This window comes from Diaphorobacter sp. HDW4B (assembly GCF_011305535.1).
Taxonomy (GTDB): Bacteria; Pseudomonadota; Gammaproteobacteria; order Burkholderiales; family Burkholderiaceae_C; genus Diaphorobacter_A.
The window spans coordinates 2,603,359-2,629,324 of the sequence record NZ_CP049905.1 but is presented as its reverse complement, the minus strand read 5'-3'; the positions used below and the strand labels follow the sequence as shown (position 1 = coordinate 2,629,324).

The 25,966-nt window shown below is 55.3% G+C and carries 16 protein-coding genes and 1 pseudogene; 11 read left to right on the top strand and 6 right to left on the bottom strand.

Annotated features, from left to right (window positions below; genetic code table 11):
• Positions 1-47: 47 nt before the first annotated feature.
• The gene (gene rpmH, locus G7048_RS12095; protein ID WP_005798102.1) at positions 48-182 is read right to left on the bottom strand and encodes a 50S ribosomal protein L34; all 135 of its coding nucleotides are present in this window, start codon (positions 180-182) and stop codon (positions 48-50) included.
• Positions 183-554: 372 nt separating this feature from the next.
• Between rpmH and dnaA the strand changes: the two genes are divergently transcribed.
• The 3 genes from dnaA (at position 555) to gyrB (ending at position 6,042) form a co-directional block, all read left to right on the top strand.
• The gene (gene dnaA / locus G7048_RS12090; RefSeq protein WP_166068378.1) at positions 555-1,979 is read left to right on the top strand and encodes a chromosomal replication initiator protein DnaA; all 1,425 of its coding nucleotides are present in this window, start codon (positions 555-557) and stop codon (positions 1,977-1,979) included.
• Positions 1,980-2,151: 172 nt separating this feature from the next.
• On the top strand, positions 2,152-3,258 hold the full coding sequence (gene dnaN, locus G7048_RS12085; RefSeq protein WP_166068377.1) for a DNA polymerase III subunit beta: 1,107 nt from the start codon (positions 2,152-2,154) through the stop codon (positions 3,256-3,258).
• Positions 3,259-3,432: 174 nt separating this feature from the next.
• Positions 3,433-6,042 carry a DNA topoisomerase (ATP-hydrolyzing) subunit B gene (gene gyrB / locus G7048_RS12080; protein WP_166068376.1) on the top strand — a complete coding sequence of 870 codons (2,610 nt, stop codon included), beginning with the start codon at positions 3,433-3,435 and terminating at the stop codon, positions 6,040-6,042.
• Positions 6,043-7,059: 1,017 nt separating this feature from the next.
• On the opposite strand, the gene G7048_RS12075 is transcribed toward gyrB, so the two are convergent.
• The 3 genes from G7048_RS12075 to G7048_RS12065 form a co-directional block, all read right to left on the bottom strand.
• Positions 7,060-8,172 carry a DNA adenine methylase gene (locus G7048_RS12075; RefSeq protein ID WP_166068375.1) on the bottom strand — a complete coding sequence of 371 codons (1,113 nt, stop codon included), beginning with the start codon at positions 8,170-8,172 and terminating at the stop codon, positions 7,060-7,062.
• A 5-nt stretch (positions 8,173-8,177) separates the two neighbouring features.
• Positions 8,178-9,098, bottom strand: a complete 921-nt coding sequence (locus G7048_RS12070) for a hypothetical protein (RefSeq protein ID WP_166068374.1) — start codon at positions 9,096-9,098, stop codon at positions 8,178-8,180.
• A gap of 355 nt (positions 9,099-9,453) precedes the next feature.
• Entirely contained in the window at positions 9,454-11,049 is a 1,596-nt protein-coding gene (locus G7048_RS12065; RefSeq protein WP_205750366.1) for a DGQHR domain-containing protein, read from the bottom strand.
• Between the two features lie 204 nt (positions 11,050-11,253).
• On the opposite strand from G7048_RS12065, the gene G7048_RS12060 reads away from it, so the two are divergent.
• The 8 genes from G7048_RS12060 to G7048_RS12025 all read left to right on the top strand — a co-directional run bounded on the left by G7048_RS12060 (position 11,254) and on the right by G7048_RS12025 (position 24,062).
• Complete coding sequence (locus G7048_RS12060) at positions 11,254-12,219, top strand: IS481 family transposase (RefSeq protein ID WP_166068373.1); 966 nt, start codon at positions 11,254-11,256, stop codon at positions 12,217-12,219.
• Positions 12,220-12,606: 387 nt separating this feature from the next.
• Positions 12,607-13,023, top strand: a complete 417-nt coding sequence (locus tag G7048_RS12055) for a helix-turn-helix transcriptional regulator (protein WP_166068372.1) — start codon at positions 12,607-12,609, stop codon at positions 13,021-13,023.
• Positions 13,024-13,212: 189 nt separating this feature from the next.
• Positions 13,213-13,890 carry a hypothetical protein gene (locus G7048_RS12050; RefSeq protein WP_166068371.1) on the top strand — a complete coding sequence of 226 codons (678 nt, stop codon included), beginning with the start codon at positions 13,213-13,215 and terminating at the stop codon, positions 13,888-13,890.
• The gene (locus tag G7048_RS12045; RefSeq protein ID WP_166068370.1) at positions 13,887-15,842 is read left to right on the top strand and encodes a Mu transposase C-terminal domain-containing protein; all 1,956 of its coding nucleotides are present in this window, start codon (positions 13,887-13,889) and stop codon (positions 15,840-15,842) included. The genes G7048_RS12050 and G7048_RS12045 overlap by 4 nt, the downstream gene beginning before the upstream one ends.
• Positions 15,839-16,792, top strand: a complete 954-nt coding sequence (locus G7048_RS12040) for a TniB family NTP-binding protein (protein ID WP_166068369.1) — start codon at positions 15,839-15,841, stop codon at positions 16,790-16,792. Before G7048_RS12045 ends, G7048_RS12040 begins: the two co-directional genes overlap by 4 nt.
• Positions 16,785-18,263, top strand: coding sequence for a TniQ family protein (locus G7048_RS12035; RefSeq protein ID WP_166068368.1), 1,479 nt, complete (start codon positions 16,785-16,787; stop codon positions 18,261-18,263). Before G7048_RS12040 ends, G7048_RS12035 begins: the two co-directional genes overlap by 8 nt.
• A gap of 278 nt (positions 18,264-18,541) precedes the next feature.
• Positions 18,542-19,855, top strand: coding sequence for a hypothetical protein (locus G7048_RS12030; RefSeq protein ID WP_166068367.1), 1,314 nt, complete (start codon positions 18,542-18,544; stop codon positions 19,853-19,855).
• A 355-nt stretch (positions 19,856-20,210) separates the two neighbouring features.
• Positions 20,211-24,062 carry a putative Ig domain-containing protein gene (locus G7048_RS12025; RefSeq protein ID WP_166068366.1) on the top strand — a complete coding sequence of 1,284 codons (3,852 nt, stop codon included), beginning with the start codon at positions 20,211-20,213 and terminating at the stop codon, positions 24,060-24,062.
• Positions 24,063-24,362: 300 nt separating this feature from the next.
• Here the strand turns inward: G7048_RS12025 and G7048_RS12020 are convergent.
• Positions 24,363-24,602: pseudogene (locus G7048_RS12020) on the bottom strand (IS3 family transposase); the annotation flags it as partial.
• A gap of 11 nt (positions 24,603-24,613) precedes the next feature.
• Positions 24,614-25,764 (bottom strand): IS3 family transposase gene (locus G7048_RS12015; protein WP_166068365.1). Its coding sequence is split into 2 segments (ribosomal slippage): positions 24,614-25,518 and positions 25,518-25,764, totalling 1,152 coding nucleotides; the frame shifts between segments, so codons are not numbered across the junction.
• Positions 25,765-25,966: the final 202 nt, after the last annotated feature.

Sequence of the window (25,966 nt, the reverse complement as noted above, 5' to 3'; positions counted from 1 at the left end):
GGGTCTGGCATCACATGCGGAAGCCAAACCCAGCAGTCGGCAAGACCTTAGACAGCCAGACGCTTGCGGCCCTTGGCGCGGCGAGCGTTGATGACGGCGCGGCCACCGCGGGTCTTCATGCGAACCAGGAAGCCGTGGGTACGTGCGCGGCGGGTCTTGGATGGCTGGTATGTGCGTTTCATGATCAAAAATTCCTTGATAGTTCAGTTACAGGCCCGGCTTCGATCGGCCGAAAGCCCGCCAGACATTCCCGGATTTATCGTGTTATCTCTCTTGAGACCAAGAAAGATAACGATGACCCGGGCTGGATCACCCTGAACGGGTTCAGGGAAACCGGCGATTATTGCAGGCTTGGAAGATTCTTGCAATCCCCGGGAATTGTCGTTTTTTTACGCAGCCGCGCACGACTTTGCCAAGGAGAGTGCACCAAAACCGTGAATAAATGTGTGGGCGAGTTGTGGGAGTTATGCGGAGAAATTGTGGATAACTCCGCGCGGAAGGTACAATGGGGGTCCTTCAATGTTCCTCCTATCCACAACTAGAATTCCCCTGAAATGATCGAGGAACCCTCCAACACCGCCCACGACGAGTCCGGCTCGGACGCTGGGCAAGGACTGTGGCAAGCCTGTGTCGAGCAGCTTGCGCAGGAGCTGCCCGAGCTGCAGTTCAACACCTGGATCAAGCCTCTGGCCGCCCAGGTGGAGCCTGACCTCTCCAAGGTCACATTGCTGGTTGCCAACCGCTTCAAACTCGACTGGATCCGTGCGCAATACGCGGGCCGCATCTCCGCCATTCTGGAAGGTCTGTATGGTCAGCCCATCCCCCTGGAGTTAGCACTCGCTCAGCGTGAAAGCGTTGTCCGCAAATACATTCCTCCGCAACCCGCTGCCCAGCCAGAGCCCGTTGCCGCACCAGAACCCAGCTCCCCCACGGGTGAAGATGGTGGTGCCACGCCGTTCCGCTCGCGCCTGAATCCGGCCCTCACGTTCGACTCGCTGGTCGAAGGTACGGCCAACCGCATGGCCCGCTCCGCCGCCATGCACGTGGCCGCGTCGCCCGGACATCTGTACAACCCGCTGTTCATCTACGGCGGGGTCGGCCTCGGCAAGACCCACTTGGTGCACGCCGTGGGCAACAAGCTGCTGGCCGACAAGCCGGATGCCAAAGTTCTCTACATTCACGCCGAGCAGTTCGTCTCGGATGTGGTTAAGGCATACCAGCGCCGCACCTTCGACGACTTCAAGGCTCGCTATCACTCACTCGATCTGTTGTTGATCGACGACGTGCAGTTCTTTGCCAACAAGGACCGCACGCAGGAAGAATTCTTCAATGCCTTCGAAGCACTGCTCGCCAAGAAGAGCCACATCGTGATGACGTCGGACACCTATCCCAAGGGTCTGGCCAACATCCACGAGCGTCTGGTCTCGCGTTTCGACTCCGGCCTCACCGTCGCCATCGAGCCGCCCGAGCTGGAAATGCGCGTGGCGATCCTGATCAACAAGGCCCGCGCCGAAAACGCCGACATGCCCGAGGAAGTGGCCTTCTTCGTGGCCAAGAACGTGCGCTCCAACGTGCGTGAGCTCGAAGGCGCGCTGCGCAAGATCCTCGCCTATTCGCGCTTCAACCAGAAAGAAGTGTCGATCCAGCTGGCGCGCGAGGCGCTGCGCGATCTGCTGTCGATCCAGAATCGCCAGATCTCGGTGGAAAACATCCAGAAGACGGTGGCCGACTATTACAAGATCAAGGTCGCCGACATGTACAGCAAGAAGCGTCCGGCGAGCATCGCCCGCCCGCGCCAGATTGCCATGTACCTGGCCAAGGAGCTGACCCAGAAGAGCCTGCCCGAGATCGGGGAATTGTTCGGTGGCCGCGACCACACGACAGTGCTGCACGCGGTTCGCAAGATCGCCGCAGAGCGTCAGCAGCTCACCGAACTCAACCAGCAACTGCACGTGCTGGAACAAACGCTCAAGGGGTAATTTGTTCCGTGATGATTTGCCATGAAATTTGTTTCAGATCACAGGCAAAATGCCAGTTTGGGCGAACGGGCCCGGCTCTTGAGAGGGAGCAGCAAGCCCGCAGTCGCAAGAATCGCCCGCAAACCGTTTTCGCATCCCTTTTTGCATTCCAAAACCAACCAAGGTTGAAGACATGATTGTCCTGAAGGCAACACAAGACAAGGTCCTCGCAGTACTGCAATCGGTGTCCGGCATCGTCGAACGCCGCCACACCCTGCCCATCCTCGCAAATGTGCTGATCCGCAAGACAGGAAACGCCTTGCAGCTCACCACCAGCGACCTGGAAATCCAGATCCGCACGACCGCCGAGCTCGGCGGCGACACGGGCGAGTTCACCACCACGGTGGGCGTGCGAAAAGTCATCGACATCCTGAAGACCATGCCTTCGGACCAGACCGTGAGCCTGGAGACCAGCCAGAACAAGCTGATCCTCAAGGGTGGCAAGAGCCGCTTCACGCTGCAGTCCCTGCCCGCCGAAGACTTCCCGCTGGTGCAGGAAGCCGCCGGTTTCGGCCCCGCATTCAGCGTGCCGCAGAAGGTGCTCAAGAACCTGATGAGCCAGGTCTCGTTCGCGATGGCCGTACAGGACATCCGCTACTACCTGAACGGCATCCTGTTCGTCGCCGAAGGCAACAAGCTGAGCCTGGTCGCCACCGACGGTCACCGCCTCGCGTTCTCCAGCGCCACGCTCGACGTCGAAGTGCCCAAGCAGGAAGTGATTCTGCCGCGCAAGACCGTGCTGGAACTGCAGCGCCTGCTGTCCGACGCCGATGGCGCCATCGAAATGCAGTTCGCCAACAACCAGGCGAAGTTCTCGTTCGGCGGCATGGAATTCGTCACCAAGCTGGTCGAGGGCAAGTTCCCCGACTACAACCGTGTGATTCCGAAGAACCACAAGAACAGCATCACGCTGGGTCGCGCGCCGCTGCTGGCCAGCCTGCAACGTACGGCCATCATGACCAGCGACAAGTTCAAGGGCGTGCGCCTGAACCTCGAACCCGGTCTGCTGCGCGTGGCGTCCAACAACGCCGAACAGGAAGAAGCCGTGGACGAGCTCGACATCGACTACGGTGGTGACAACATCGAGATCGGCTTCAACGTGAGCTACCTGATCGACGCGCTCACCAACATGAGCCAGGACATGGTGAAGGTGGACCTGTCGGACAACAACAGCTCCGCGCTGCTGACCATTCCCGACAACGAGCATTTCAAGTACGTGGTGATGCCAATGCGCATCTAAGGTTCAGGAACGCACACCGACGCACTGATCACACATCATTTCATCAGGGCTGCCATGGCTTGTAATCCGAGCGATGGCAGCCATTTGATCATTTGATGGACTGAAATTTTGAACGATTTTTTACATTGACCGCCCCCTCGGGACGGTCAGGTGAACGAGAGAAAGCATTCCTCCATGACCGCAGAGAACACGCAGCCAACCCCTGAAGAGCCCACCGCGAACAACGGCGCGACATCGCCCACGTCAGCGGCGTCCGGCAGTGACGGCTACGGCGAAGGCGCGATCCAGATCCTCGAAGGCCTGGAGGCCGTGCGCAAGCGTCCCGGCATGTACATCGGCGACACGTCCGACGGCACCGGCCTGCACCACCTCGTCTTCGAAGTGGTGGACAACTCCATCGACGAAGCGCTCGCCGGCTTCTGCGACGACATCGTCGTCACCATCCACACCGACAACTCCATCAGCGTCATCGACAACGGCCGCGGCATCCCCACGGGCGTGAAGATGGACGACAAGCACGAGCCCAAGCGCTCGGCCGCCGAAATCGCGCTGACCGAACTGCACGCGGGCGGCAAGTTCAACCAGAACAGCTACAAGGTCTCGGGCGGTCTGCACGGCGTGGGCGTGTCCTGCGTGAACGCGCTGTCGATCAAGCTCAAACTCGTGGTGCGCCGCGACGGCCAGATCCACCAGATCGACTTCTCGCGCGGCCACGTGCAGAACCGCATCATCGAAGTCGTCGATGGCTTTGAAATCTCCCCCATGAAGATCGTCGGCCCGACCGACAAGCGCGGCACCGAAGTGCGCTTCCTGCCCGACACCGAAATCTTCAAGGAAAACTTCGATTTCCATTACGAAATCCTCGCCAAGCGCCTGCGCGAACTCTCGTTCCTGAACAACGGCGTGCGCATTCGCCTGGTCGACGAGCGCTCCGGCAAGGAAGACGACTTCTCCGGTGCCGGCGGCGTCAAGGGCTTCGTCGAATTCATCAACGGCACGAAGAAAGTGCTGCACCCCAACGCTTTCCACGCCATCGGCACGCGCCCCGCTGAAACCTACGGCGGCATTCCCGGCACCGAAATCGGTGTGGAAGTGGCGATGCAATGGAACGAAAGCTACGGCGAACAAGTCCTGTGCTTCACCAACAACATCCCGCAGCGTGACGGCGGCACCCACCTGACCGGCCTGCGCGCCGCGATGACCCGCGTGATGGGCAAGTACATCGAACAGAACGATTTCGCCAAGAAAGCCAAGGTCGAAGTCACCGGCGACGACATGCGCGAAGGCCTGTGCTGCGTGCTGTCCGTGAAAGTGCCCGAGCCCAAGTTCTCCAGCCAGACCAAGGACAAGCTGGTCAGCTCCGAAGTGCGTGCGCCCGTGGAAGACATCGTCGCCAAGGCCCTCACCGACTATCTGGAAGAGCGCCCGAACGACGCCAAGATGCTCTGCGGCAAGATCGTCGAAGCCGCCCGCGCCCGCGAAGCTGCCCGCAAAGCCCGCGAAATGACGCGCCGCAAGGGCGTGCTCGACGGCATGGGTCTGCCAGGCAAGCTCGCCGACTGCCAGGAAAAAGACCCGGCCCTGTGCGAAATCTACATCGTCGAGGGTGACTCCGCCGGCGGCTCCGCCAAGCAAGGCCGCGACCGCAAGTTCCAGGCCATCCTGCCCCTGCGCGGCAAGATCCTGAACGTGGAAAAAGCCCGCTACGAAAAGCTGCTCTCCAGCCAGGAAATCATCACGCTGATCACAGCCCTCGGTACCGGCATCGGCAAGGCCAGCGTGGAAAGCGGCAAGAGCGCATCGGACGACTTCGATCCGAACAAGCTGCGCTACCACCGCATCATCATCATGACCGACGCCGACGTTGACGGCGCCCACATCCGCACGCTGCTGCTGACCTTCTTCTACCGCCAGATGCCTGAACTGTGCGAACGCGGTCACATCTACATCGCCCAGCCGCCACTCTACAAGGTGAAGAACGGCAAGGAAGAACTGTATTTGAAGGACGCCACCGCGCTCGACAACTACCTGCTGCGCATCGCCTTGAACCACGCCAGCATCAGCACCGGCGGCACCAACCCACGCGTGCTGCAAGGCGAAGAACTGGCCGATCTGGCCCGCAAGCACCAGCACGCCGAACACGTCATCGAGCGCCTATCCAACTTCATGGACGCGGAAGCCCTGCGCGCGATTGCCGATGGCGTCGAAATCAAGCTCGACACCGTGCAGGAAGCCGAAGCCAGCGCCATTCAACTGCAAGCCAAGCTGCGCGAACTCAACACCAACGGCGTGCCCGCCGACGTGGCCGGCGAGTTCGACGCACGCACCGACAAGCCGATCCTGCGCATCAGCCGCCACCACCACGGCAACATCAAGAGCAGCATCATCACGCAGGACTTCGTGCACGGCGCCGACTACGCAGCCCTGAACGAAGAAGCCCACCTCTTCCGCGACCTCATCGCCGAAGGTGCCAAGGCCCAACGCGGCGAAGGCGAAAAAGCCAAGGAAGAAAAAGTCACCGACTTCCGCGGCGCGATGCAATGGCTCATCTCCGAAGCCGAACGCACGACAGCCCGCCAGCGCTACAAGGGCCTGGGCGAAATGAACCCGGAACAGCTCTGGGAAACCACCATGGACCCAGCAGTGCGCCGCCTCCTGCGCGTGCAGATCGACGACGCCATCGAAGCCGATCGCGTGTTCACCATGCTGATGGGCGACGAAGTCGAGCCACGCCGCGACTTCATCGAAACCAATGCGCTGCGTGCGGGGAACATTGACGTTTGATGCTGTGTGTAGGCGTAGGGCGCCTTATTAATTGCGAATCGCGACACAAAACTGCGAATGGGTGACGCAGTTGTCGCGAGTGCCCTACTTGCTCTATTCAAACCGTTTGAGTAGGCCCCATCGAGGTTTTTTCTAGGCATGTTATGAAACTCCGAGCCACGGCAGAGCATTGGGCAACATGGGCAGAACCCAAACCAGAAAGCTTAATTCGGCCAATACTTGGGGCTACTGCTCGTGATCTCAGCTTGAGCAGCAAAAGTAGCCAAGCAATCCAAGGCCGCGCTCCACCACCTAGCGCCAACGCGATAAGACCAAGCCCTTCATTGATTGCTAAAGCTTGACGATCTGAAGCGTCATCCCATGCTCTGCGATCTGATCACCCGTATAGCCTCACTCAACCCATGCCACTGCGACGCTTTGACTTGCAGACTCCCGAACCGCTGCGAATAGTTACTGCACTTGCCTACGCTCTTGCTCACTGGCGGTTGTGACATGCATGGCTAACATGCGTCCCACACGTATCGACGCCCCTGAGCACTTTGGAGTCATTGCTGCGCTTGTGGCCGTGATACTTTGCACGTGGACGCACGCTCGCAACTCGATAGAAACGTACGCCCGTCAATGAACATGACGCTGCGTTGCCCATTTCAGCCTTGAGCCTCGCGAATGGCGAAACGAAGATCATTGACCATCGCGTTGGAAACTTCGCGCACCTTATGTTGAAGCAGGGGACACCCTCTGGAATCGATGCAAGGAACGGAGCTGTAAAGCTCCATTTTTCCATCGCCTCCGCGAGGTATGCCTCACTTCTTGCCATCGACCGAAATTCCCTCAGGCCTTGCCGAGTGTTCACGGACTGGGTGATGCGATCAAAAATGAATAATACTCATGCACCCAATAACTTGCACGAATGCTGGTAAATCAAAGTGCCATTTTGCAGACCATGCGTGCAGACAAAACAGAGTTGGTGTCAACAGATCCGCACTACCTCCGTTAGTCATCAAATGAGAAACTAGTTCACTTAGGTTCCATGCACAGAATCATCTCATCTGCACTCATTCGTGCGAGCCTTGGCCCTCTCGTTTTCGACGCTGGGCCACCTAAAGTGCTGAACACGCTGGACACTCTATGTGTCTTGACCTTAAAGATTTTGGATGCAGCGCTCTTAATCAAATTGGCATCAATACCGTTTGAGCATTCGTGGTCCGGAAAGGTAACGATCGCAGAAACATCACGCTCTGCCAACGTTGATAGAAGCTCCTGGATTGCGGATAGAGATGTCGTCTTCTGACTGTATTGCGAACTAGGTCGTTCGTTGAGCGGAGGGTAACGACCAACGCCGAACACGGGACTGGTAATTCCCACAGCAATGGCTTCAAGCACATGATAAAAACGGCTATATTGGACCGCAGAGTAGGGTGGATCGATAAAAACGAGATCCCCCTGACTTAGTTGCGATGCTGCTTTGTTAGCATCCTCGACGTGGGCCTCTCCGACCACCTGAGCATGAAGTGGAGCGACTTGATTAAGTGCGACCTGTACATCAACACAAAAATCTCGTTGCCAACTTATCTGCAGATACTTCAAAGCCGTGTCAGTTGGCTGAAATGGTTGGGCGGTATGACCAGGTGATGCGGCGCATTTGCTTGCGGCCATCACAAGCGCAGCGAGGCAGATTTCCTTATCCGGAGACTTTGAGGGGATCGAGTCTCTCAACGCTTGAATCCAAGTCGCTTGAACTGGACTGTAGTAATGCCCTGCATAGGCGTTAACTAAGCTGGTTTTGTCAAATTTGCTTGCCCAGTGACGCGCTTTCAAAACGAAAGCTTCATTGATGTTTTTGGACATGGGGACATCAACCGCCTGGAAACGCAGGGCGGCACGACGCAACCACTCAGTCCAAAGTTTGACTGGATCAGCCGGCTTGTTCCGTTGAACCACGGCAGCAGCCAGCACTGCGCTGTAACGCTGGAGATCAAACGCCCAAGTTTCGATCGGATAACGACTCGCTACGTGCCAAGCAACTGAGGCGGAACCAGCGAAGAGATCAACAAATCGCTCGTGTCTTCCTACCATCCGTTCTAAAATTTCGCCCAACCCATTGCCAAGCATCGCACGCTTGGAACCCATGTATTTCAAAGACTAGTACTCCAAGCAAGTAATGCGTCCGCTCTCGATAGCATGTGGGTATCCATACTACGAGACGACGTTGAGTGCAATTCCGCAGGCAATGGCAATTGCGGCAAATCGAGTCGACTCAGATACTCAAAGTCCATCCATTTCTCATCAGGTGGTGAACCAGCTGAGGGATCGAAAATTCCTGCGTGCTCCAACCAGTCCTTGAGCCAATCCTTAGCAGGTGTTGCTGGGTAGCTAGCCAATGCGCTGTTCGGCATCAGGGTTGCCAGACGAAGCAAGAAAAAGGCACGAGCAATCATGTTCGTTGGCTTCACATCACTATCGAAAGCCTTCTGGAAAATCGGTGACGGAGGTACGCTATTGTCGAAGAAGGCTTCAAGTGTCGCACGGGGCGTACCAGTACTTCGCTCTAAATCGGCGACGAGGCGTTGTCGCCACGCGTTTCGCGCGGTCTCGTTCATTGCGCTGGTGTCGTCATTCAGCTCTTCGTTCACAAGATATCTGACCAACTCCTGCTCAAATCTCAGCCCAAAACCGGTGGGCTCTGCCAGCGTCCATAAATCGCGCACAAACTCGAAGTCCGAGACCTGCATTTTCTGCAGCGGAACCCTAGCCATCGGTGTTTCGTAACTTGCTTGGTTTCTCGCGGTGTGTTCGTTCCCCATAGCAAGATCGAGCGCCCAGCGAGTCAAAGTGGGGTTCACCGCGACACGACCGACGGAAGCCTTTAAAGCGCCGATCGTGACTGATGGGAGAATTCTCAGTTGATCAAGCAAAAGCGCTTCGGCCGCCGGGGTAGTCGCCCATGCCTTCCAAAGCTCCCAGACAACCGTGTGCGTAGCCGTCTTTTGCCAAGTAGGCACTCTGGATGCACCGTTACGCTCCACATAGCTGTTATCTCGGTTGCTGACTCGCATGCCATGGGATGATAGGAGCGAAATAGCTGCCCTCAATTCAGCGTAGTATGCAAAGTGGACTGCTTGTGCCGGCGCATTTCCGAGCGTCGACGATAACGCAGCGGACAAGAATCGCCAGCCCTCGGTCAAGTGCAAAAGAGCATCAACCGCTAGAGCAGCTGGAGTTGTCTTCGGTTCTGTTGCGGGTAGCAAAGGAGCCCCGAATGGCTGCGGCGCTCTGACAAAACTGGCATAACTATTCTGTATCAAGCTCGGAGTACACAGATCGGTAGGTATTGGACCCGTTTGAGGAAGCACATTACTAAGCGGGCGACTCTGAGGTTGATTGCGAGGAGCTTGACGGCGACGATGACGGCTATTCATTGCCCCAGCCCAAGATAGCAAGAGCGCGCGTAGCGGCATCACTCACAGTGCGATTTACAGACTTTGAGGCGGCTGTTAAAGCCGCTTTGTTAAGCGCTTTATAACCACTACTGCCGCGATATTGACCCTGCACGACCTTATCGTGATCCGTAATACCAGGGGCAGCGCTTGTTCTCCAATCGACCTCATCAACAAGTGCCACCGCAACGGCCTGAACAAAAGCTACCAGGTCCCGATTTGATCTCAACTGTTCTAGAGCTTTTGCCACAAGTTCATCATTGGGCTCGGACTGATCTTCAGACCCTTCAATCGCGAGTAGTCCAATCTTGTCGTAGGCCAGTTGCGCTAGTGTGTTGTACGCGAAACTAATTGCGCGAAACCCTTGGTCGGTAGCCAGCAAAGTGTAGGAACCCGCAAACGGATCAGCTACAGCACCATCTCCAGACTTTCTAGAGTTCTCTCCCAATGCACGCTTCCACGTAGCCCTGGATTCAATCGTGGCTGATCGAATCGCGCTCCAGCAAAGAATCAAAAAAGCCGCTTGCTCGGGCCTCCGCCAACGGATGATGTAGCGTGTACCGTTCTTGTCGATCGAACCAAACAGACCGCCCAATTTTGTGATGTCATCTGGATCGGCCCCAGCCTCATTGCCCTTAGCCCACGTCCGCACGAATGTTGCCATCAAGGATCGGATCGCGGCAGCATTCGAAACATGTCCATCAACGCGCTTGCCAAACAACTCAATGCGATCCTTCCAGGGACTGTGCGGATTTCGCCAGAGGACTTCGACAAGTTCTTGAGATCGATGCTCTTGGTAAATCTTGATTGACTCGCCACGATTGAGCCATTCTTGATCACGCAACTCTGGATACAAATCGAATGCCAAGCTGGTGTTGATGCGTTTCGGCTCAACGTTAATGACCCAGAAAAGATATGCCTGCCAGGTCAGAGGCAAGTTATCAAACAGGACGACAGGGACTTCGTAGTCGTCTGGTAAATTGATCAAGTCTGTTGCCAGCAATCGATGTTGCCCATCCACAATTTCTAGTGGCGGCAATGCTTGCGCAGGATCGATATTAGAGGCCGGAAAGTTCAACTGATAAAACTGGCCATTGGAGGAGATGGTAACGAGGTCAGCCAATTCGACGGTTCTATCGTTTCCTTTTCGTGTCCGTGTTTCATTGGTGCCGAGTACATTAACCAGAATGCTTGTTGGCAGCCAGCCAGGGTTGACCAGCTCTGTATGAGCTTTCGGATCCAAACCGACCTCTGTCGACAAGGGGAAGCCGTACTCAAGGTAACGGCCAATCTTTGAGAGCCTGTCTTCATCATGCATGCGCTGATAGCCAGCGGTATTGCTGGCTCGGCGGTCTTCAAGAGTTCTGGGCTGAACTCCGCTCAGGGCTCGTAGTGTTTTGAGCGAGAGTGAGCCAACGTAAAAATGCGTCGGCGGCTTAGGACGATTGCCGCCCCAGTTCGCAACATTCCAAGTCTCAAGCCACTGGTTCACTCGAAGCAATGGCTTACTGTCTCTAGTCATCGGCACTCCCAAGCTATTTTTTGCTCCAAACTCACTTTCGAAGGTCATCCGGAGTAGAGCCGCTAGTGTATCTGGTACATCCCGATGCCAAGGTCTTCTAGAGTGCCTACCGCAGCAATTTTCCCTGCGCGTTGCCCCTAGATGTCAGGTCCCGGATGATTGGATCGTAAAAACCAAGCGTCCGCTACTGTTCAGCCGAGAGGTACTCAAAGCGGTTGTGGCAACATGGCGCATCGAGACAGGAGAGACGCCATGCTGATCTCATTGCACAAGAACGCAACCACCACGCCAGCGATTCGCCTGGCGCTGCAGCAATCGAGTGCGTCCGACCACGAGCTTGCGCAGCAATATGGCATTGGACTTGGTACGGTGCGCAAGTGGCGCCATCGCACAAGCGTGCAGGATGAAAGCCATACCGCTCATCACCTGCAGACAACGCTCAACGCAGCGCAGGAAGAGCTGGTGATCTATCTGCGATCTCAACTGCTGCTGCCTCTGGATGATTTGCTGGCAGTCGTTCACGAATTCATTGAACCTGCGATGAGCCGCTCGGCGCTGGATCGATTGCTGCGTCGCCGAGGACATTCGCGCTTACCCACGGCCGTTCGAGCCGAGCACGAAAGCAAACCGTTCAAAGCCTATGAGCCGGGCTATGTGCACATTGATGTGAAGTACCTGCCCCAGATGCAGGATGAGAACAAGCGCCGATATGTCTTTGTTGCCATTGACCGAGCTACGCGTTGGGTGTTCATCCAGATCAAGCAATACAAGACGGCAGCGGCTGCGCACGCGTTTTTGGCGACCCTGAAGAAAGCTGCTTGCTTCAAGATTCGCACGATCCTCACAGATAACGGCAAAGAGTTCTCGGATCGTCTGTTTGGCAAGCACGAGAAGCAACCAAGCGGTGATCACGAGTTTGATTTACTGTGCAAGGAACTCGGTATAGAGCACCGACTCACACGGCCCAGAACGCCACGTACCAACGGAATGGTGGAGCGCTTCAACGGAAGGCTCAGCCAAGTGCTGCGCACGCATCACTTCAACAGTGCAGAGGATCTAGAGAAGACGCTTCATCGCTTTGTGTGGCTGTACAACCAGCAGATTCCACAGAAAGCTCTGCGGCATGAAACGCCCGTTCAGGCCCTCAAGCGATGGCAGGCGTCACATCCAAAATTGTTTGAAAAGAACGTGCGCAATCATCCGGGACCTGACACCTAGAGACATCACGAACGTGCACCATGACCCAAGTTATACGCGTTCCACGGGTTGGTCGGGGCGAACAGTCAAGGAATAGCGGCTCATCAATTTAAACGTCATGACGTCCGCAGTGAAAATTGTTGTTTCATTTCAACTCTCAAAAAAATTGAAATTTTCCTGAATCCTCTGCCAGCAAATTTATGTGCCGTTGCGTGGACACACATTTTCCATAGAGCTCATCCTTTCTCTTCAACAGCTTATAGACTGACCCAAGATCCAATCGAACTCAAACCCCTTGGAAAAATCCGTACTCCATCAAAAAATGAGTTGCTATAGATTCACGCAACAGCTCTTTCTTCAGCGAAATTCAATTGAGTCTGGCGCATTTATTAGATATTCTTGGCTCCCATGCCACCTAGCACCGAGTTGCAACTTCCACACACTTTGACCACCGCAAGAACTAAGCGCGGTCTAAGTCAACAGCAATGCGCTGAACGCATCGGTATGGATGCTTCGCGTCTGTGTGCACTTGAAAAAGGGCGACAGAAGTCGCCCAATCAAGCTGTCATTGATCGAATAGCTTCGGGGTTGGAGTTGAGTGAGAGGGAGAAGATCGCATTGCGAAATGCTGCCTCTCATGATCGGCTGATCCACCATGCGCAGGACGAATTCAATCCTGCAACTGTCAAGCTACTTGCAAACGCATTGACGGCGGCACAAATGCTATCCGAATCAGAACTACTGGATCTGAATGACTACATCTTTGGATTAGTCACTGCAAAGCGTGCGCTTACACACATCAAGGATCGAAATACGACCCCATAAAGACAAACGGCGAGAACCCTTTCGAGTACCCGCCGCTGCCCCGGATTCACTTTTGGAAGCTACCCCGATTCGCATCTGTAGTTTCCAATAGCTGTCCGCCAGCGTCAAGCCCTGCCTTCGCCGCCAGGGCTGCATGTACTCATCCCATTATCTGAATCGCGCCTAGAAGTAGGCGCGCTGGATACCTACATGCCAAAAATTATTCAAAACTGGCCAATCAGCCCTGATCTCATTTCTGAAAATATCCAAAGCCTGAAAACAAACAAGAAAGTCAGGAGAGTTGTCACCCCTTGCGGGAAACGAATTCGAGGTTATTTTCCCTCTTTAAAATCCCCCAATAGAAAAGCGAGATTCGAATCAGGCCTTGAGCTAAAAGTTTTGGAATTACTCGAATTATCAGGTGATGTTAAAGAAATTAAAACCCACCCCTACGTTTTAAAATTAACCGAAAAGTTAACAGGGCTGTCCATTGATTACACCCCTGATATAGAAATACGCACGCAAGATGGCTTGGCACTTCTTGAAGTGAAAGGAGTTCCCTATCTCCAATCAAAGGCGCAACGCGAACGCCTCACACTCATCAGCAACGCACTTCGCGATGCCAATGTGCCTTTTTTCACCGTGCTTTCAAACGATCTCGATGATTGGAGGCACAAGTCATTGATTTCAGAACTTCTGCGAGAGCGCCCATGGCCCAGATATGGCATTCGTGGCGCAAACAATGCCGTCGGCCAAGACACTATGGACGAGCCAAGCGCAAGCTTTAAAGCGCGTTGGCAATCCCTCAGCACAGCATGCGACGCGCTGCTTGGCGCAGTTTTCTCCCGAACTCTTCAAGAGACGCTGTCGAAGGTGGAGGTCGCATGAACCCCAGCTTCCACCCTGGCAAAACTATCTACCTGAATGACGTCCCGTATCAAGTTCAAGGTCACACCGACGATGCTCAACTGCTAATTCGCAATGTCGAATCAGGCTCTGTCATTGTGAAGTCCACCAACGATGTGCTGTCAATGTACCTCGCGGGCACCCTGAAAATCACCGGGACGCGAGTGACACGATGCGCCCACTCAAGGCGAAGGGCCGACGCCATCAGAGTCGACACAATGTCGAGTTGCGCGCGCCAGCATACGGATCGAAAAATTGCGTACTCGCTTGCCCTCCGTTCGCGACTAGAGGCACGAATTTCCACGACCAAACTTCGCGAAGAAATTGCAAAAATCGCGGCATCGAGAAATGAACCATCCTCTCCACATGTATCAACGATTTACCGTTGGTGGAAAGAGTTTAGGGAAGCAGACACCGCTGGCTTACTAAGCAAAATCGGGATTCGAGGAGGCGCACGGAAAAGTCGCCTCCTTGAAGAGGTCGAAGCAATCATTCAAGACACGGTATCGGATGCCTTGGAACGTGCGCACACGTGGAGCGCCGAGGACATCCTAGACCAGATCCGTCATGAAATCGAGGTACGCAACAAAGCACGAGTACTGAAAGATCGTCTAATACCGCCGTGCTTGCGAACTATTCAGAGACGGCTTGCTGAACTACCTCAGTTTGATGTGGCTGTCGCAAAGTATGGAGTGCGTGAAGCCGAGCGCCGCTACGCAGATCTCGGCGTAGCACGAAAGGTATCGCGCATCCTGCAATTGGTGGAGATCGACCATACGCCGCTGGATATCCTTCTGGTCGATGCTGAGGGTCGAGTCATCGGACGCCCGATACTGACACTTGTCCTTGATCGGTTCTCAAGATGCGTCTTGGGCTTTCACCTCTCGCTTGACGGTCATGGCACGCACAGCGTCTTTGCAGCGTTGCGCCATGCGCTACTTCCGAAGAGCTACCTCAGGGAAGGTCGCTATGCCGAGCTTCAACTCGAGTGGAATTGCGGCGGCTGGTTTGAACGAGTTGTCATGGATAACGGACGCGAGTTCCATGCACAGGCCACGGTCGATGCTCTACTAAATTTAGGCATTGTTGGCGAGTTTGCGGGATCCAAACAACCTAACGACAAACCTCATGTCGAACGCTTGCTCAAAACAATCAACTATTCATTCGTGCACCGCCTCCCAGGAACGACGCTAGCCAAACAGCATCTGCGAATTGGCTTCGAATCCGAAGACGAGGCAGTGCTGACTATTGAAGACATCGATTTGGCTCTGCATGTGTGGATTCTCAAAAAATATCATCGTCGGCCAAACAAAGGACTCAAGGGGAAGGCCCCATATCAAGTCTGGGAAATTTCTGCACAAGCGTTTCCTCCACAGTTGAAATGCAATGTCGTGGACGTTGACATCGAATTCTCACAACGAACCGACAGTGCCCTACAGCATTACGGAATCGACTTGAATGGCTTCCGTTACACGTCCAGTGACCTAATGGCATTGAGGATGCTACTGCCCAGGAACACCCGAGTCGAAGTGAAATGGCCTAGGCGAGACGTCGGAAGAATCTTTGTTTGGGATCCAGTCGAGCAACGATTCATAACCGCCTTCAACACGGATTTGGAGTTCGACAGACTCAGTTTAGAACAGGCGAAATCTGTTCGCAGCAAACGCAACAAAGATCAATATGCAGACCAAGTCATACGTGCACACGCAAGCGCTGAGCTACGCGACATCGTAAGTCAGGCCTCTGAATGCAAGAAGCTCAAAACACGGAGGAAAGGTGCACGCTTGTCGGGAACCAATAGTCATTCCGTGCGCCCGACCAGTGCAACACGCAACACCGGAAATTCTGAGACTGAAATCTTCGAAGTTCCATCATCGAAACGCTATGACGAATTCGACACTTTTGAGATGGAAGTTGAGGGTAGCAAAGCATGACTTCAGATACTGCAGAGCACATTGATTTCCGGGCCATCTCCGTTTCTGTGGCTTCGGCATTCGGTAAATTTCCGCAAGTCTTGGCTCTCCTGGACACCCTGGATGCGCGCTTTCACAATGCATTGGATGACGGGGAACCCGAGCATTTGATGGTTCTTGGAGAGTCGGGAACTGGGAAGACAACTACCCTTCGTCATTTCTGCCAAAAGCACCCCCCAATCGAGCGCCCAGAGGTGACAGAAGTGCCGGTCGTTTACGCGGAAATTCCGTCGAAGACGACCATCAAAGGCCTAGCAGGAACCCTCTTGCAGGCCATGGGCTCGCCTTACTGGAACAAAGGCGATCAGATTCAGCGCACGCATCAGCTTGTGACGCTATTGCGTGCATGCAGAACTCGCGTTGTGATCCTCGACGAAGCCAACCACTTGGTAGATCGTGGCGGCGTGCGAACCCACTACCACATCGGCGATTGGATAAAGCAACTTTCACGGCCCGGAGGCCCTGCGCTCGTTCTGGCCGGAACGCCACGCGCAGAATTACTGCTGGCCACCAACACTCAGCTTCGCGGCCGATTCGGTGAATGTTTCTCGATCAATCCACTATCGGCAAACGGTGAAGATCTCGGTCTGTTTGCAAAAATTCTTCGTTCGTTCGAGGCTCAGTTGAAGCCCATCGAGTGCGTCAAGTTCGGAGATCCGGTGATCGCGCGGCAATTTGCCTTCGCGACGGCAGGAAGGCTACGCGCAATCTGCAAATTGTTGCGAGGTGCGATCGACATCGCTGCCAAACAAAGGCATCCTCGCATCGATATGAAGGTGCTTGAGCAAGCTTTTGAAAAAGTCCTACTGAAATCCGCTCCACCTGAGCGGAATCCATTTAGCGGCAAATTCAACGGCGTTCCTCTAACCAAGGCTGGAGAGCCCTTCGCGCCGGAGTTCTCCCGTGGTTGAGCGCGCCCAATTTGCAAGTGTCACATCCGAGGCGTGCATCGGCCAATTCCTGGTCCGACCGATTCCGATGTCTGATGAATGTCCAGTTGGATTTCGTGCTCGTGCATTGTTACTTAACGGAATGCGTTGGATCCCCAAGGCATCCGATCGATTTGAAACGCTTGATGCAGAAAGATCGTCTGACGATATCCTTCCGGCTTGGTCGATCAACAAGGCGGCGCGCAGCATCTATTCGCCGGTCTGCCCCGCCTGCGTCGCCGAAAACGGGTACTTCAAGCGGAGCTGGCGTCTAGCTCGTGTTGACATCTGCCTTCAGCACAATCGGTCACTTTCCATACTTTCTACTAAAGGAGGAAGAAATCTATCTCACTGGGAAATCTTAAATTCAACGGAGATGCTAGAGAACCTGGCCACTCGCGAACGTTCAAGTAACTACGAGGAATCAACCACTGATCTGCTTAGGCAGTTGTGGAAATGGACGCTAGATCTACAGCCCACGACCAAATCGGAAGACATGGCTCTCAGCATTTTTTCAACCGAACTGCTTCGGCAACTCGTCTTTGCCAGGCGCGGGAGAGACTTTGAGGACAAACTCGCCCCGTTCTGGTCACAGGTAGCGCAATGGCTCTACCGCTACCAAATCAAGTATGTCAACACCTTCGAGGGCGTTATGACCCTACTTGAAACCTTACCCAGTCGACTTCATCAAGTCGCTGCACTGCGCTTCTTGGAACAGATCAACAGCGAAGAATCTCGGCAACCCACGTTGCTGAGTCACCTTCCGATCAAAGGCTGGTTGTTGGCTCTTAAGACGGCAGCAGGCCCGTTGCCCACTCAGGGGCGCGGCGCGCTCGGATGCCTAGTTCTTGAGGAGCCTGCATCCAAGGGCCTGTCTTTCAAGGCTACGCAGGACGAACTCCAGATTACTTCTCAGAAACTTCGGCTCGTTCTGTGCTTTGCGAAGATTGAGCCAGTCAAAACAATTGACTTGAAAAGACAGTACCGGCTGTTTTCGCGGGATGACATCGAGCATCTAAAGTCCATTGCTTCGGACACACTAACCCGCAACGAGGCGATCAACATGCTTCAGCTAGATCACAGACGACCGATCACGCGCCGACTACGAGAATTGGGGAAGTTGCACATTATCCGCACCGGTAAGCATGAGATTTATCGACGCGCCGAGATTTCCGATTTACTTCACTGTCTGTCCAAGAATGCCAAACCATTCAAAGGACACGCCTCCATCGCACTCAATGATCTCGACCTCTATCGCGGTGAGCACGTCAAGGCAATAGGCGACATGCTGGATGCCATTTCCACCGGGGAACTGGACACATGGATCGACACGAATCAGGCAGGACTAGCAAGCATCCGGGTTACAACGGAAGCCACGAACTGGTTGCGAAGACGATCCCGAGTACGTCGCGCCGAAGCGATCAAACGTTCCAAAGCAGGTTGCCAACAATGATGCTGGTACGCCCGACCAGACATGCCGATGAGTCGGTGATTGGCCACATGCTTAGAACTGCTCACGTCAATGGTTTAGCCAACACAAACTGGGTTGCACCCACGTCAGACGGACTTCACAGAAGAGTGCGTGTTTGCCCCGCTTGCCTAGCAGAACCAGACGCACGCTGGAGCAAACATTGGCTGATGGACCCGCCCATCTGCCGAACGCACAATCTGTGGCTTGTGGATAGCTGCCCCTCTTGTTCGAAGTTCTACACAGCACGCAGATGTCAGTTCATGAAATGTGTCTGCGGAGCCCATCTTTCAGACACTCTGCGTCATCCTGTTTCAAAAGAAGCTCACGACACATTGTGCGAAGGTGACGTTGATGTAGCCGTTCTGAAGTGGATCGGCTCTTTGGAGAAGTATGGCTTGCAGGGAAAGCCTGGGAAGAAAGCCGCAATCACGTCACTGGCAGACGTCATAGACGTGCTTGAACGAGGTTCTCGCATCGTCTGCGACTGGCCGAAATCGTTCGAAAGTTTGCTCGATAACCTCCGGTTAGATCAGCAGAACTCAACCGCATCATTGGCCAGCGCCGCACTGCCCTTTCTTTCCAAGCGAGTTCGTTCAATCCGTGATCCCGCTTGGCGCGATCGAATCTCCAACGCCGTGATTGACTATATTCATTCGACCCGTTTCAAGCGAAACGCACTTCTTTCTCGAAACGTACCGAATGATTCAAACCTCAAGTCAGTTGCAAAGAGACTTGGTGCCTCTACTGAACGAGTCTCACGCTTGCTGGAGAGCGCGAAACATCCCGCACTCGTGACTAGGTGTGATCGAAAGAGATATTCGATTCTCCCTAGCACCGAAGATCTGCTGCGCAGCCGCATCGCAGATATCATCTCCATCAAGAGTGCGGCTAGTGCTCTCGGGATGTCACGAGCTCGCACACTGCAGTTGATTGGGCATGGAACACTTCAGGCACTCGACAATGGCGTTAGCCACCAGTCGCTCGATCGCTTCCAAGATTTGCTGCTAAATCTCGCAGCGAACGATCGCAATGCACAACAAGCAGCCAACTTGGTCCCACTACGTCATGCACTACGTGTTGTCGTCCCGCAGAAAATGACGTTGACCTTTTTTGATGCCGTCCGAAGTGGCGAACTGTCACTCTATCTACTCGACAAATCCATACAGCGCACCGGCACTGAACGCCTACATGTATCGCCTTTGGAGCTCGCCACGTGGCTTGCTGCATATCGCGATAGCCAGTCAAGCATGACGGATTTTCTGGATATCACTCGTGCCGCACATGCGCTTGGAATAAAATCAGAGGTGATCTCGCAGTTGATTTCGCGTGGTTTGCTGAGAACGACAAAACCGCGACAGACGTCTCGGTCACCCGTTGAGATTATGAGGAGTGAAATCGAGGGATTTCTTGGTCAATATGTACCCCTCAAGCATCTAGCCACGCAGGCCGGAATCGCGCCCAAGCATGCGCCTGCTTGGGCTCGCACAAAAGGGATCAAGCTCGTCACTGGCCCCTCCATTGATGGCTGTCGGCAATACTTTGCTTTGAGGCCCAAAGAATGCATTCACCCATGAAAGTTGCATATTTCAACCCGTCGCATCTCTACCGGTAGGTTTGACTCCAACTGTCCACTTGAACTGGCGCTCCCGGCCAGTCTGTGAAGGTCGGAGGACGGCCATCACCAGTCATTCGCCCCATCACCACAAAGCTGACATTCGCCCAAAACCAAGGGTAAGCACCAACCCGAGCGTCCCTCAAATTCACCGACTTAGGGGCAGACAAAACTCTCGCAACAAGTTGTAATCGCTGCTGGCGCACATTTCGATGTGAGACCAATGCACAGCAATGCCAATGATTTGAGAACAGAAATTTTAGGCAGCGCGAAGTTGAATTTTTTCCTGTGGTTGAAGACTTGAACACGAGGGACGCATGCTGAGATTTGCCGCACACTGGACAAGCACCGCCGCACGTTGGAGGGATCATTTCGCCGGAGCCATTCTTGGCCTGTGGGTGCTATCCCTGATAACCTGGGGTTCAATGTACCCGTCACATGCGTTCGCGCAGGCAAGCCCACTGTTGGAGTTCACAGAACCGCTGTCGAGTCACGAGCCGGAACTAAAGCGCCCCGCGATTCTGGACAGGTTGAGCAGCAAGTCCGCCTTGGCAGCGTCTCCAGTCATCCGCAAAGCGCTTGGCTCCGCAGGCATGCAGAGCGAGGTGGAACCCAATGGGACTGCGGTCTCGGCTACTCCCATTGTCGGAACCAGCGCACGCATTCGCGGCAATCTCTACCCCAATGGCGACATTGACTATTATTCATTCACCGCGCAAGCAGGGGATCGCGTCTATGCCGCCACGATGACTTCCGGCTCTGCAGGCAGCAGTACCGACAGCCAACTCACCTTACTGGCATCCGACGGTACCACCGTGATCGAGTTTGATGATGACAACGGCACGTTTGCTGCGCTCTCCTCATCCATCGCCGGTGCCACGATCTCCGCTGCAGGAACCTACTTCTTCAAGGTCAACGACTTCACTCCCGGGACTACGTCCATGCGTGGCTATGAACTGTACTTTCGCCTGCAAAGCGGAACACCTGCGCCAGAAAGTGAATCCAACGACACCCCGGGCACTGCAAACGTGTTGCCTGCCAATGGTTGGGTCAGTGGCACAAGGGGAGTGGCCGCTGCGACCGAGCAAGACTGGTTCAGTATGAACCTGAATGCGGGTGACACTGTCTTTCTCTCGCTTGATCTGGATCCCGAGCGCGATGGAGTCACGTGGAATGGCCGTCTGGGATTCGCGCTTTTTGGTGATGCCAGCAATCAGATCCTTGTCGCCGACGATGCGGGCACGGGCGATGTCACGCCCAACCCCAATATTCCCTCCGAAGCCATGTTCATGACGGTCAAGGATGCAGGCACCTACTATGCATTTGTTGATTCCGCGAGCCCTGCAACAGGGGGCTCGACCGCCACTTATCACCTCAGCGTAACGGTGTTCCCTGCCGTTGACGAGGGTGTGAACTGCACCACCTATACCAGCATCGATGTCCCCAAAACCATTGGTCCGGGGACGGGGCTGACCAGCTCGACCATTGTCGTCCCCGGCAATCCACGTGTTGCTGATGTGAATGTGCACGTCCAGCTCAATCACGCACTGATGCAGGACATCGACGCCGTACTGCGTTCGCCCGCAGGTACATCCGTTCAGCTTTTCTCGGACATCGGGGCTGCAGGCACTGGTGGACAAAATCAAATGGACACGGTATTCGACGACGAAGCTGCTGTGCCGCCCACATTCACCGTGCTCAAAGGGCTTCAGCTCAAACCTGAAATCAATTCGTCGGCAGGATCACGCTTATCGTGGTTCGATGGTCAAAATGCTGGGGGCACCTGGACCCTCGACCTTTATGACGACACCGACAATGTCAATAGCGGCACATTGACCGGCTGGAGTGTTCGCATTTGCGAGGCTCCCCCGCCACCCTCCTGCCCAGCGGGACATGTGCCTGTGACTGTATTCAGCACCGACTTTGAGTCTGGCACGAGTGGATTCACGCATTTGGGAATACAAGACGAGTGGGCGCTTGGCCTTCCTGCCTCAGTGGCGACCACAACAGCCAACCCCGTCGCCGCGTTCATGACATGCAACAGTGGTTCCAACTGCTTCAAGACCGATCTGGATAACACCTACGACGCCAACAGCAACCAAGACTTATTTTCCCCGCTTATCGACCTGAGCGGATACGTCGGACCTGTTGTCGTGAATTGGGCACACCAACACCAGGTGGAAACGGCGAATTTCGATCACTACTATGTGGACGCTGAAGATTTGGGTAATTCCTCCAACAATATCCGGCTGTACGAATGGCTTGATCCAACGCCTATCAGCTCATCTGCCGGTACTGGTAACCCTCAAGTCAACATCGGCACCGCCATTGGTTGGGGGGAGCACTCAGCACGCGTGGACAACTTGGCAGGTAAGAACATGCGTCTGCGCTTTCACCTTGATAGCGGCCCAACAATCCAGTTTGGTGGGGTTGCGGTAGATGACATCTCCGTCACCGCTTGTCGACCCAGCCAGTCGGACGTGGCCATCACCAACACCAACGCAACGACCACATCCACACCTGGCGATTCCACAACCTACACCGTCACCGCAAGCAATGCGGGGCCCAGTGACGCCACAGGTGCCACCGTGTCCGACACGTTTCCCCCAGCCTGTACAGGCGTAAGCTGGACGTGTGCAGGCAGTGGCAACGCAACCTGCACGGCCAGCGGAAACGGCAACATCAGTGACGCCGTCTCCCTTCCTGCGGGAGGCTCAGTCACCTACACAGCCCACTGCAGCATTTCGTCTGCCGCAACGGGTTCGCTGGTCAACACGGCCACCATCTCAGCCACCAATGACTCCACCCCGTCAAACAACTCAGCCAATGACAGCGACACATTGACACCGCGTGCCGATCTGTCGATCACCAAGACCGACGGCGTGACCACGGCAACCGCGGGTGGCAGCGTGACCTACACAATCACAGCCAGCAATGCGGGCCCGAGCAATGCTATCGGCGCGACAGTGGCAGACACGTTCCCCGCCAGCCTGACTGCAACCTGGACCTGCGTCGGAGCGGGCGGAGGCACCTGCACAGCATCGGGCAGCGGCAACATCAACGATACGGTGAACATTCCTGCCGGGGGCAGTGTCACCTACACAGCTAGCGCCACACTATCAGCCGCTGCGACAGGTTCCTTGAGCAATACCGCTGCGGTAGCGGCACCCGCAGGCGTGACCGACCCTAATCCCGGGAACAACAGTGCAACCGATACAGACACGATTTTCGCCGCGCCCCGCACGGTTGGTGGAATGGTTTCTGGCTTGGCAACCGGTAAGTCGGTGGTGTTGCAAAACAACGGCGGTGACAACCTGACGGTGTCGGCCAACGGTGCATTCACCTTTACCACCCAGATCACCAACGGCAATGCCTACGCTGTGACGGTGCTGACCCAGCCTGCAGACCAGACCTGCACCGTGAGCCAAGGCAGCGGCACGATGGGCATCAGCAATGTGACCAATGTGGTGGTGAGTTGCGTCTCGGGGACGCACACCGTTGGCGGCGCTGTATCTGGTCTGGCAACCGGTAAATCAATGGTGTTGCAAAACAATGGCGGTGACAACCTGACCGTGTCGGCCAACGGTGCATTCACCTTTACCACCCAGATCACCAACGGCAATGCCTACGCTGTGACGGTGTTGACCCAGCCTGCAGACCAGACCTGCATCGTGAGCCAAGGCAGCGGCACGATGGGCGCGAGCGACGTGAGCAATGTCACGGTGAGCTGTGTTGCTGGCTTGGCTATCACAACTGCAGGGTTTGGCAATTTGCAAGCGGGGCAAGCCCTGTCTGGAGTGCAGTTGGGTGCCTCTGGTGGTAGCGGAAGCTACATGTGGTCTGCCACCGATACCGCTCAGCCATTGCCTGCAGGCTTGAGTCTGTCGGCATCTGGCTTGCTGACTGGAACACCCACAACAGCTGGCAACTACAACACCTTGGTGACAGTGACGGACAGCGGCGGTACATCCAAGCAGATGCTCATATCCACCAAAGCAGCGAACGCTGTCAGCCAAGTGTTCTCTGGCACAGTAGCTGCGGCAACTGCAGCGCCCGCAGCTACGCCAGTGCCGTCACTGGGTGCTTTAGCCGTCGTGCTGCTGAACCTGGCCGCTGCAGCGCTGGGTGCTTTGAGCTTGCGTTGGAGAAGAAAGTCTGTCCAAGCCTAAACGGCCAGCACATCAAGCATCATCAGGCCACCTTCGGGTGGCTTGGTTTTTTTGGGGTGGCCGTTGTGGTGAATGGCTGCTTTGGCTTGGCGTGAAATTCCGCTGGGGGTCGAAGGACTAAACCGCTCGCGCGGTAGTCCGCCGCGAAGGCCCTGACACGGGGTAAACATCGCGACCCTCTCTATGTTGGTGATCGAGGCAATTGGCCTCGTTCTTCGACAGGAGTGCGATCATGAACCCCTCTGTTAATTTCCACGCAAAACTGACCCGGGGGGGATGCGGATAAAAACTTGGACTGGTTTACGCCGCAAGTCCAAGGCTCGCCCGGTATTCGACAGGGCTGAGAGAGCCAAGGGATATCTTGATCCGCTTCTCGTTGTACCAGCGGATGTACGAGTCGACCACCTCAATGAACTGCTCGATGGTCGTGCCCTTCCAGTCCCGAGGATAGAACAACTCATTCTTGAGGCGGCCGAAGAAGCCTTCGCAAGCCGCGTTGTCAGGAGAGCAGGCCTTGCGAGACATCGAGCGGGTGAATCGCCCCGGATTTCCTAGACACTGTTGAGCCGTTGGGAATGCCGTCTTTCGAACTCTACCGGAGAGATATCTCCGGCGGTGCCATGACGCCTTTTCGGGTTGTAAAACATCTCGATGTAGTTGAAGACATCAGCCCTGGCCTCATCGCGCGTCGGGTAAATCTGGCGGCGAATACGCTCGCGCTTGAGCAACTGGAAGAAGCTCTCGGCCACGGCGTTGTCGTGACAGTTGCCGCGACGACTCATGCTGGAGACCAGATTGTGATCTCGCAGAAAGCCCTGCCAGTCATGGCCAGTAAACTGACTACCCTGATCCGAATGCACCATGACAGGCAGCTTAGGCCTGCGACGCCACAAGGCCATCAACAGTGCATCGAGCACCAAGCCAGTATCGATGCGGCTGCCCATAGACCAGCCAACAACCTGACGTGAGAACAGGTCAACCACCACCGCCAGATACAACCAACCTTCATGGGTGCGGATGTATGTGATGTCAGTCACCCAAGCCTGGTTGGGCTCGGCGGCTGCGAAGCGGCGCTGCAGGTGATTGGGAGCGACGATGGCAGGTTTGCCTCCACGCATGCCCGCACGGCGTTTGTAGCCCGTCTGTGAACGCAGCCCCTCGATTTTGAGCAGTCGCGCCACGCGATGCTTGCCGCAGCGCTCGCCCAAATCACGCATGTCCATGGTCAGCTTGCGATAGCCATAGACGCCACCACTCTCGAGCCACGCATGCTTGAGAAGACCCAACAGACGTTGATCGTCCTTTGCACGAAGACTCATCGGTTGCGCCTTCCAGGCGTAGTAGCCGCTGGGGTGTACAGCCATGACCTTGCACAGTCGGCGAATGCTGTACTCACCTTCATGGCGCTTGATGAATGCGTACTTCACCCGGACTGCTTGGCAAAGTACGCTGCGGCCTTTTTTAGGATGTCGCGCTCCTCTGTGACTCGCTTGAGTTCAGCCTTCAGTCGTCGCAACTCCTCGGTTTGTGACACCTGTGCCGGCCGATCATGGGCAGGCGTTCCTTGAGCCTTGATCCATTGATAAAGGCTGTGCTGACTTACGCCTAGTCGGGCTGAAACATCGGCCACCTTATGGCCGCGCTCAGTGATCTGCTTGACCGCTTCGGTCTTGAATTCTTGGGGATATCTTTGCTTACTCATGGCACCTCCTATTGGGCCTTAGATTTGAGGCTCAGAGGTGTCTAGAAAACCCGGGGCGATTCAGACTGCCAAAGAGCTCGAAAGTCCCTTTGGCAAAAAATCCGCCGAAAAACCGATATTGCGTACCATCAAGACCAGCTCGATGCACAGAAGGCTTGGTCCGCAAGCCACCCCTTGTATTGGCGGAACTACCGCAAATCGC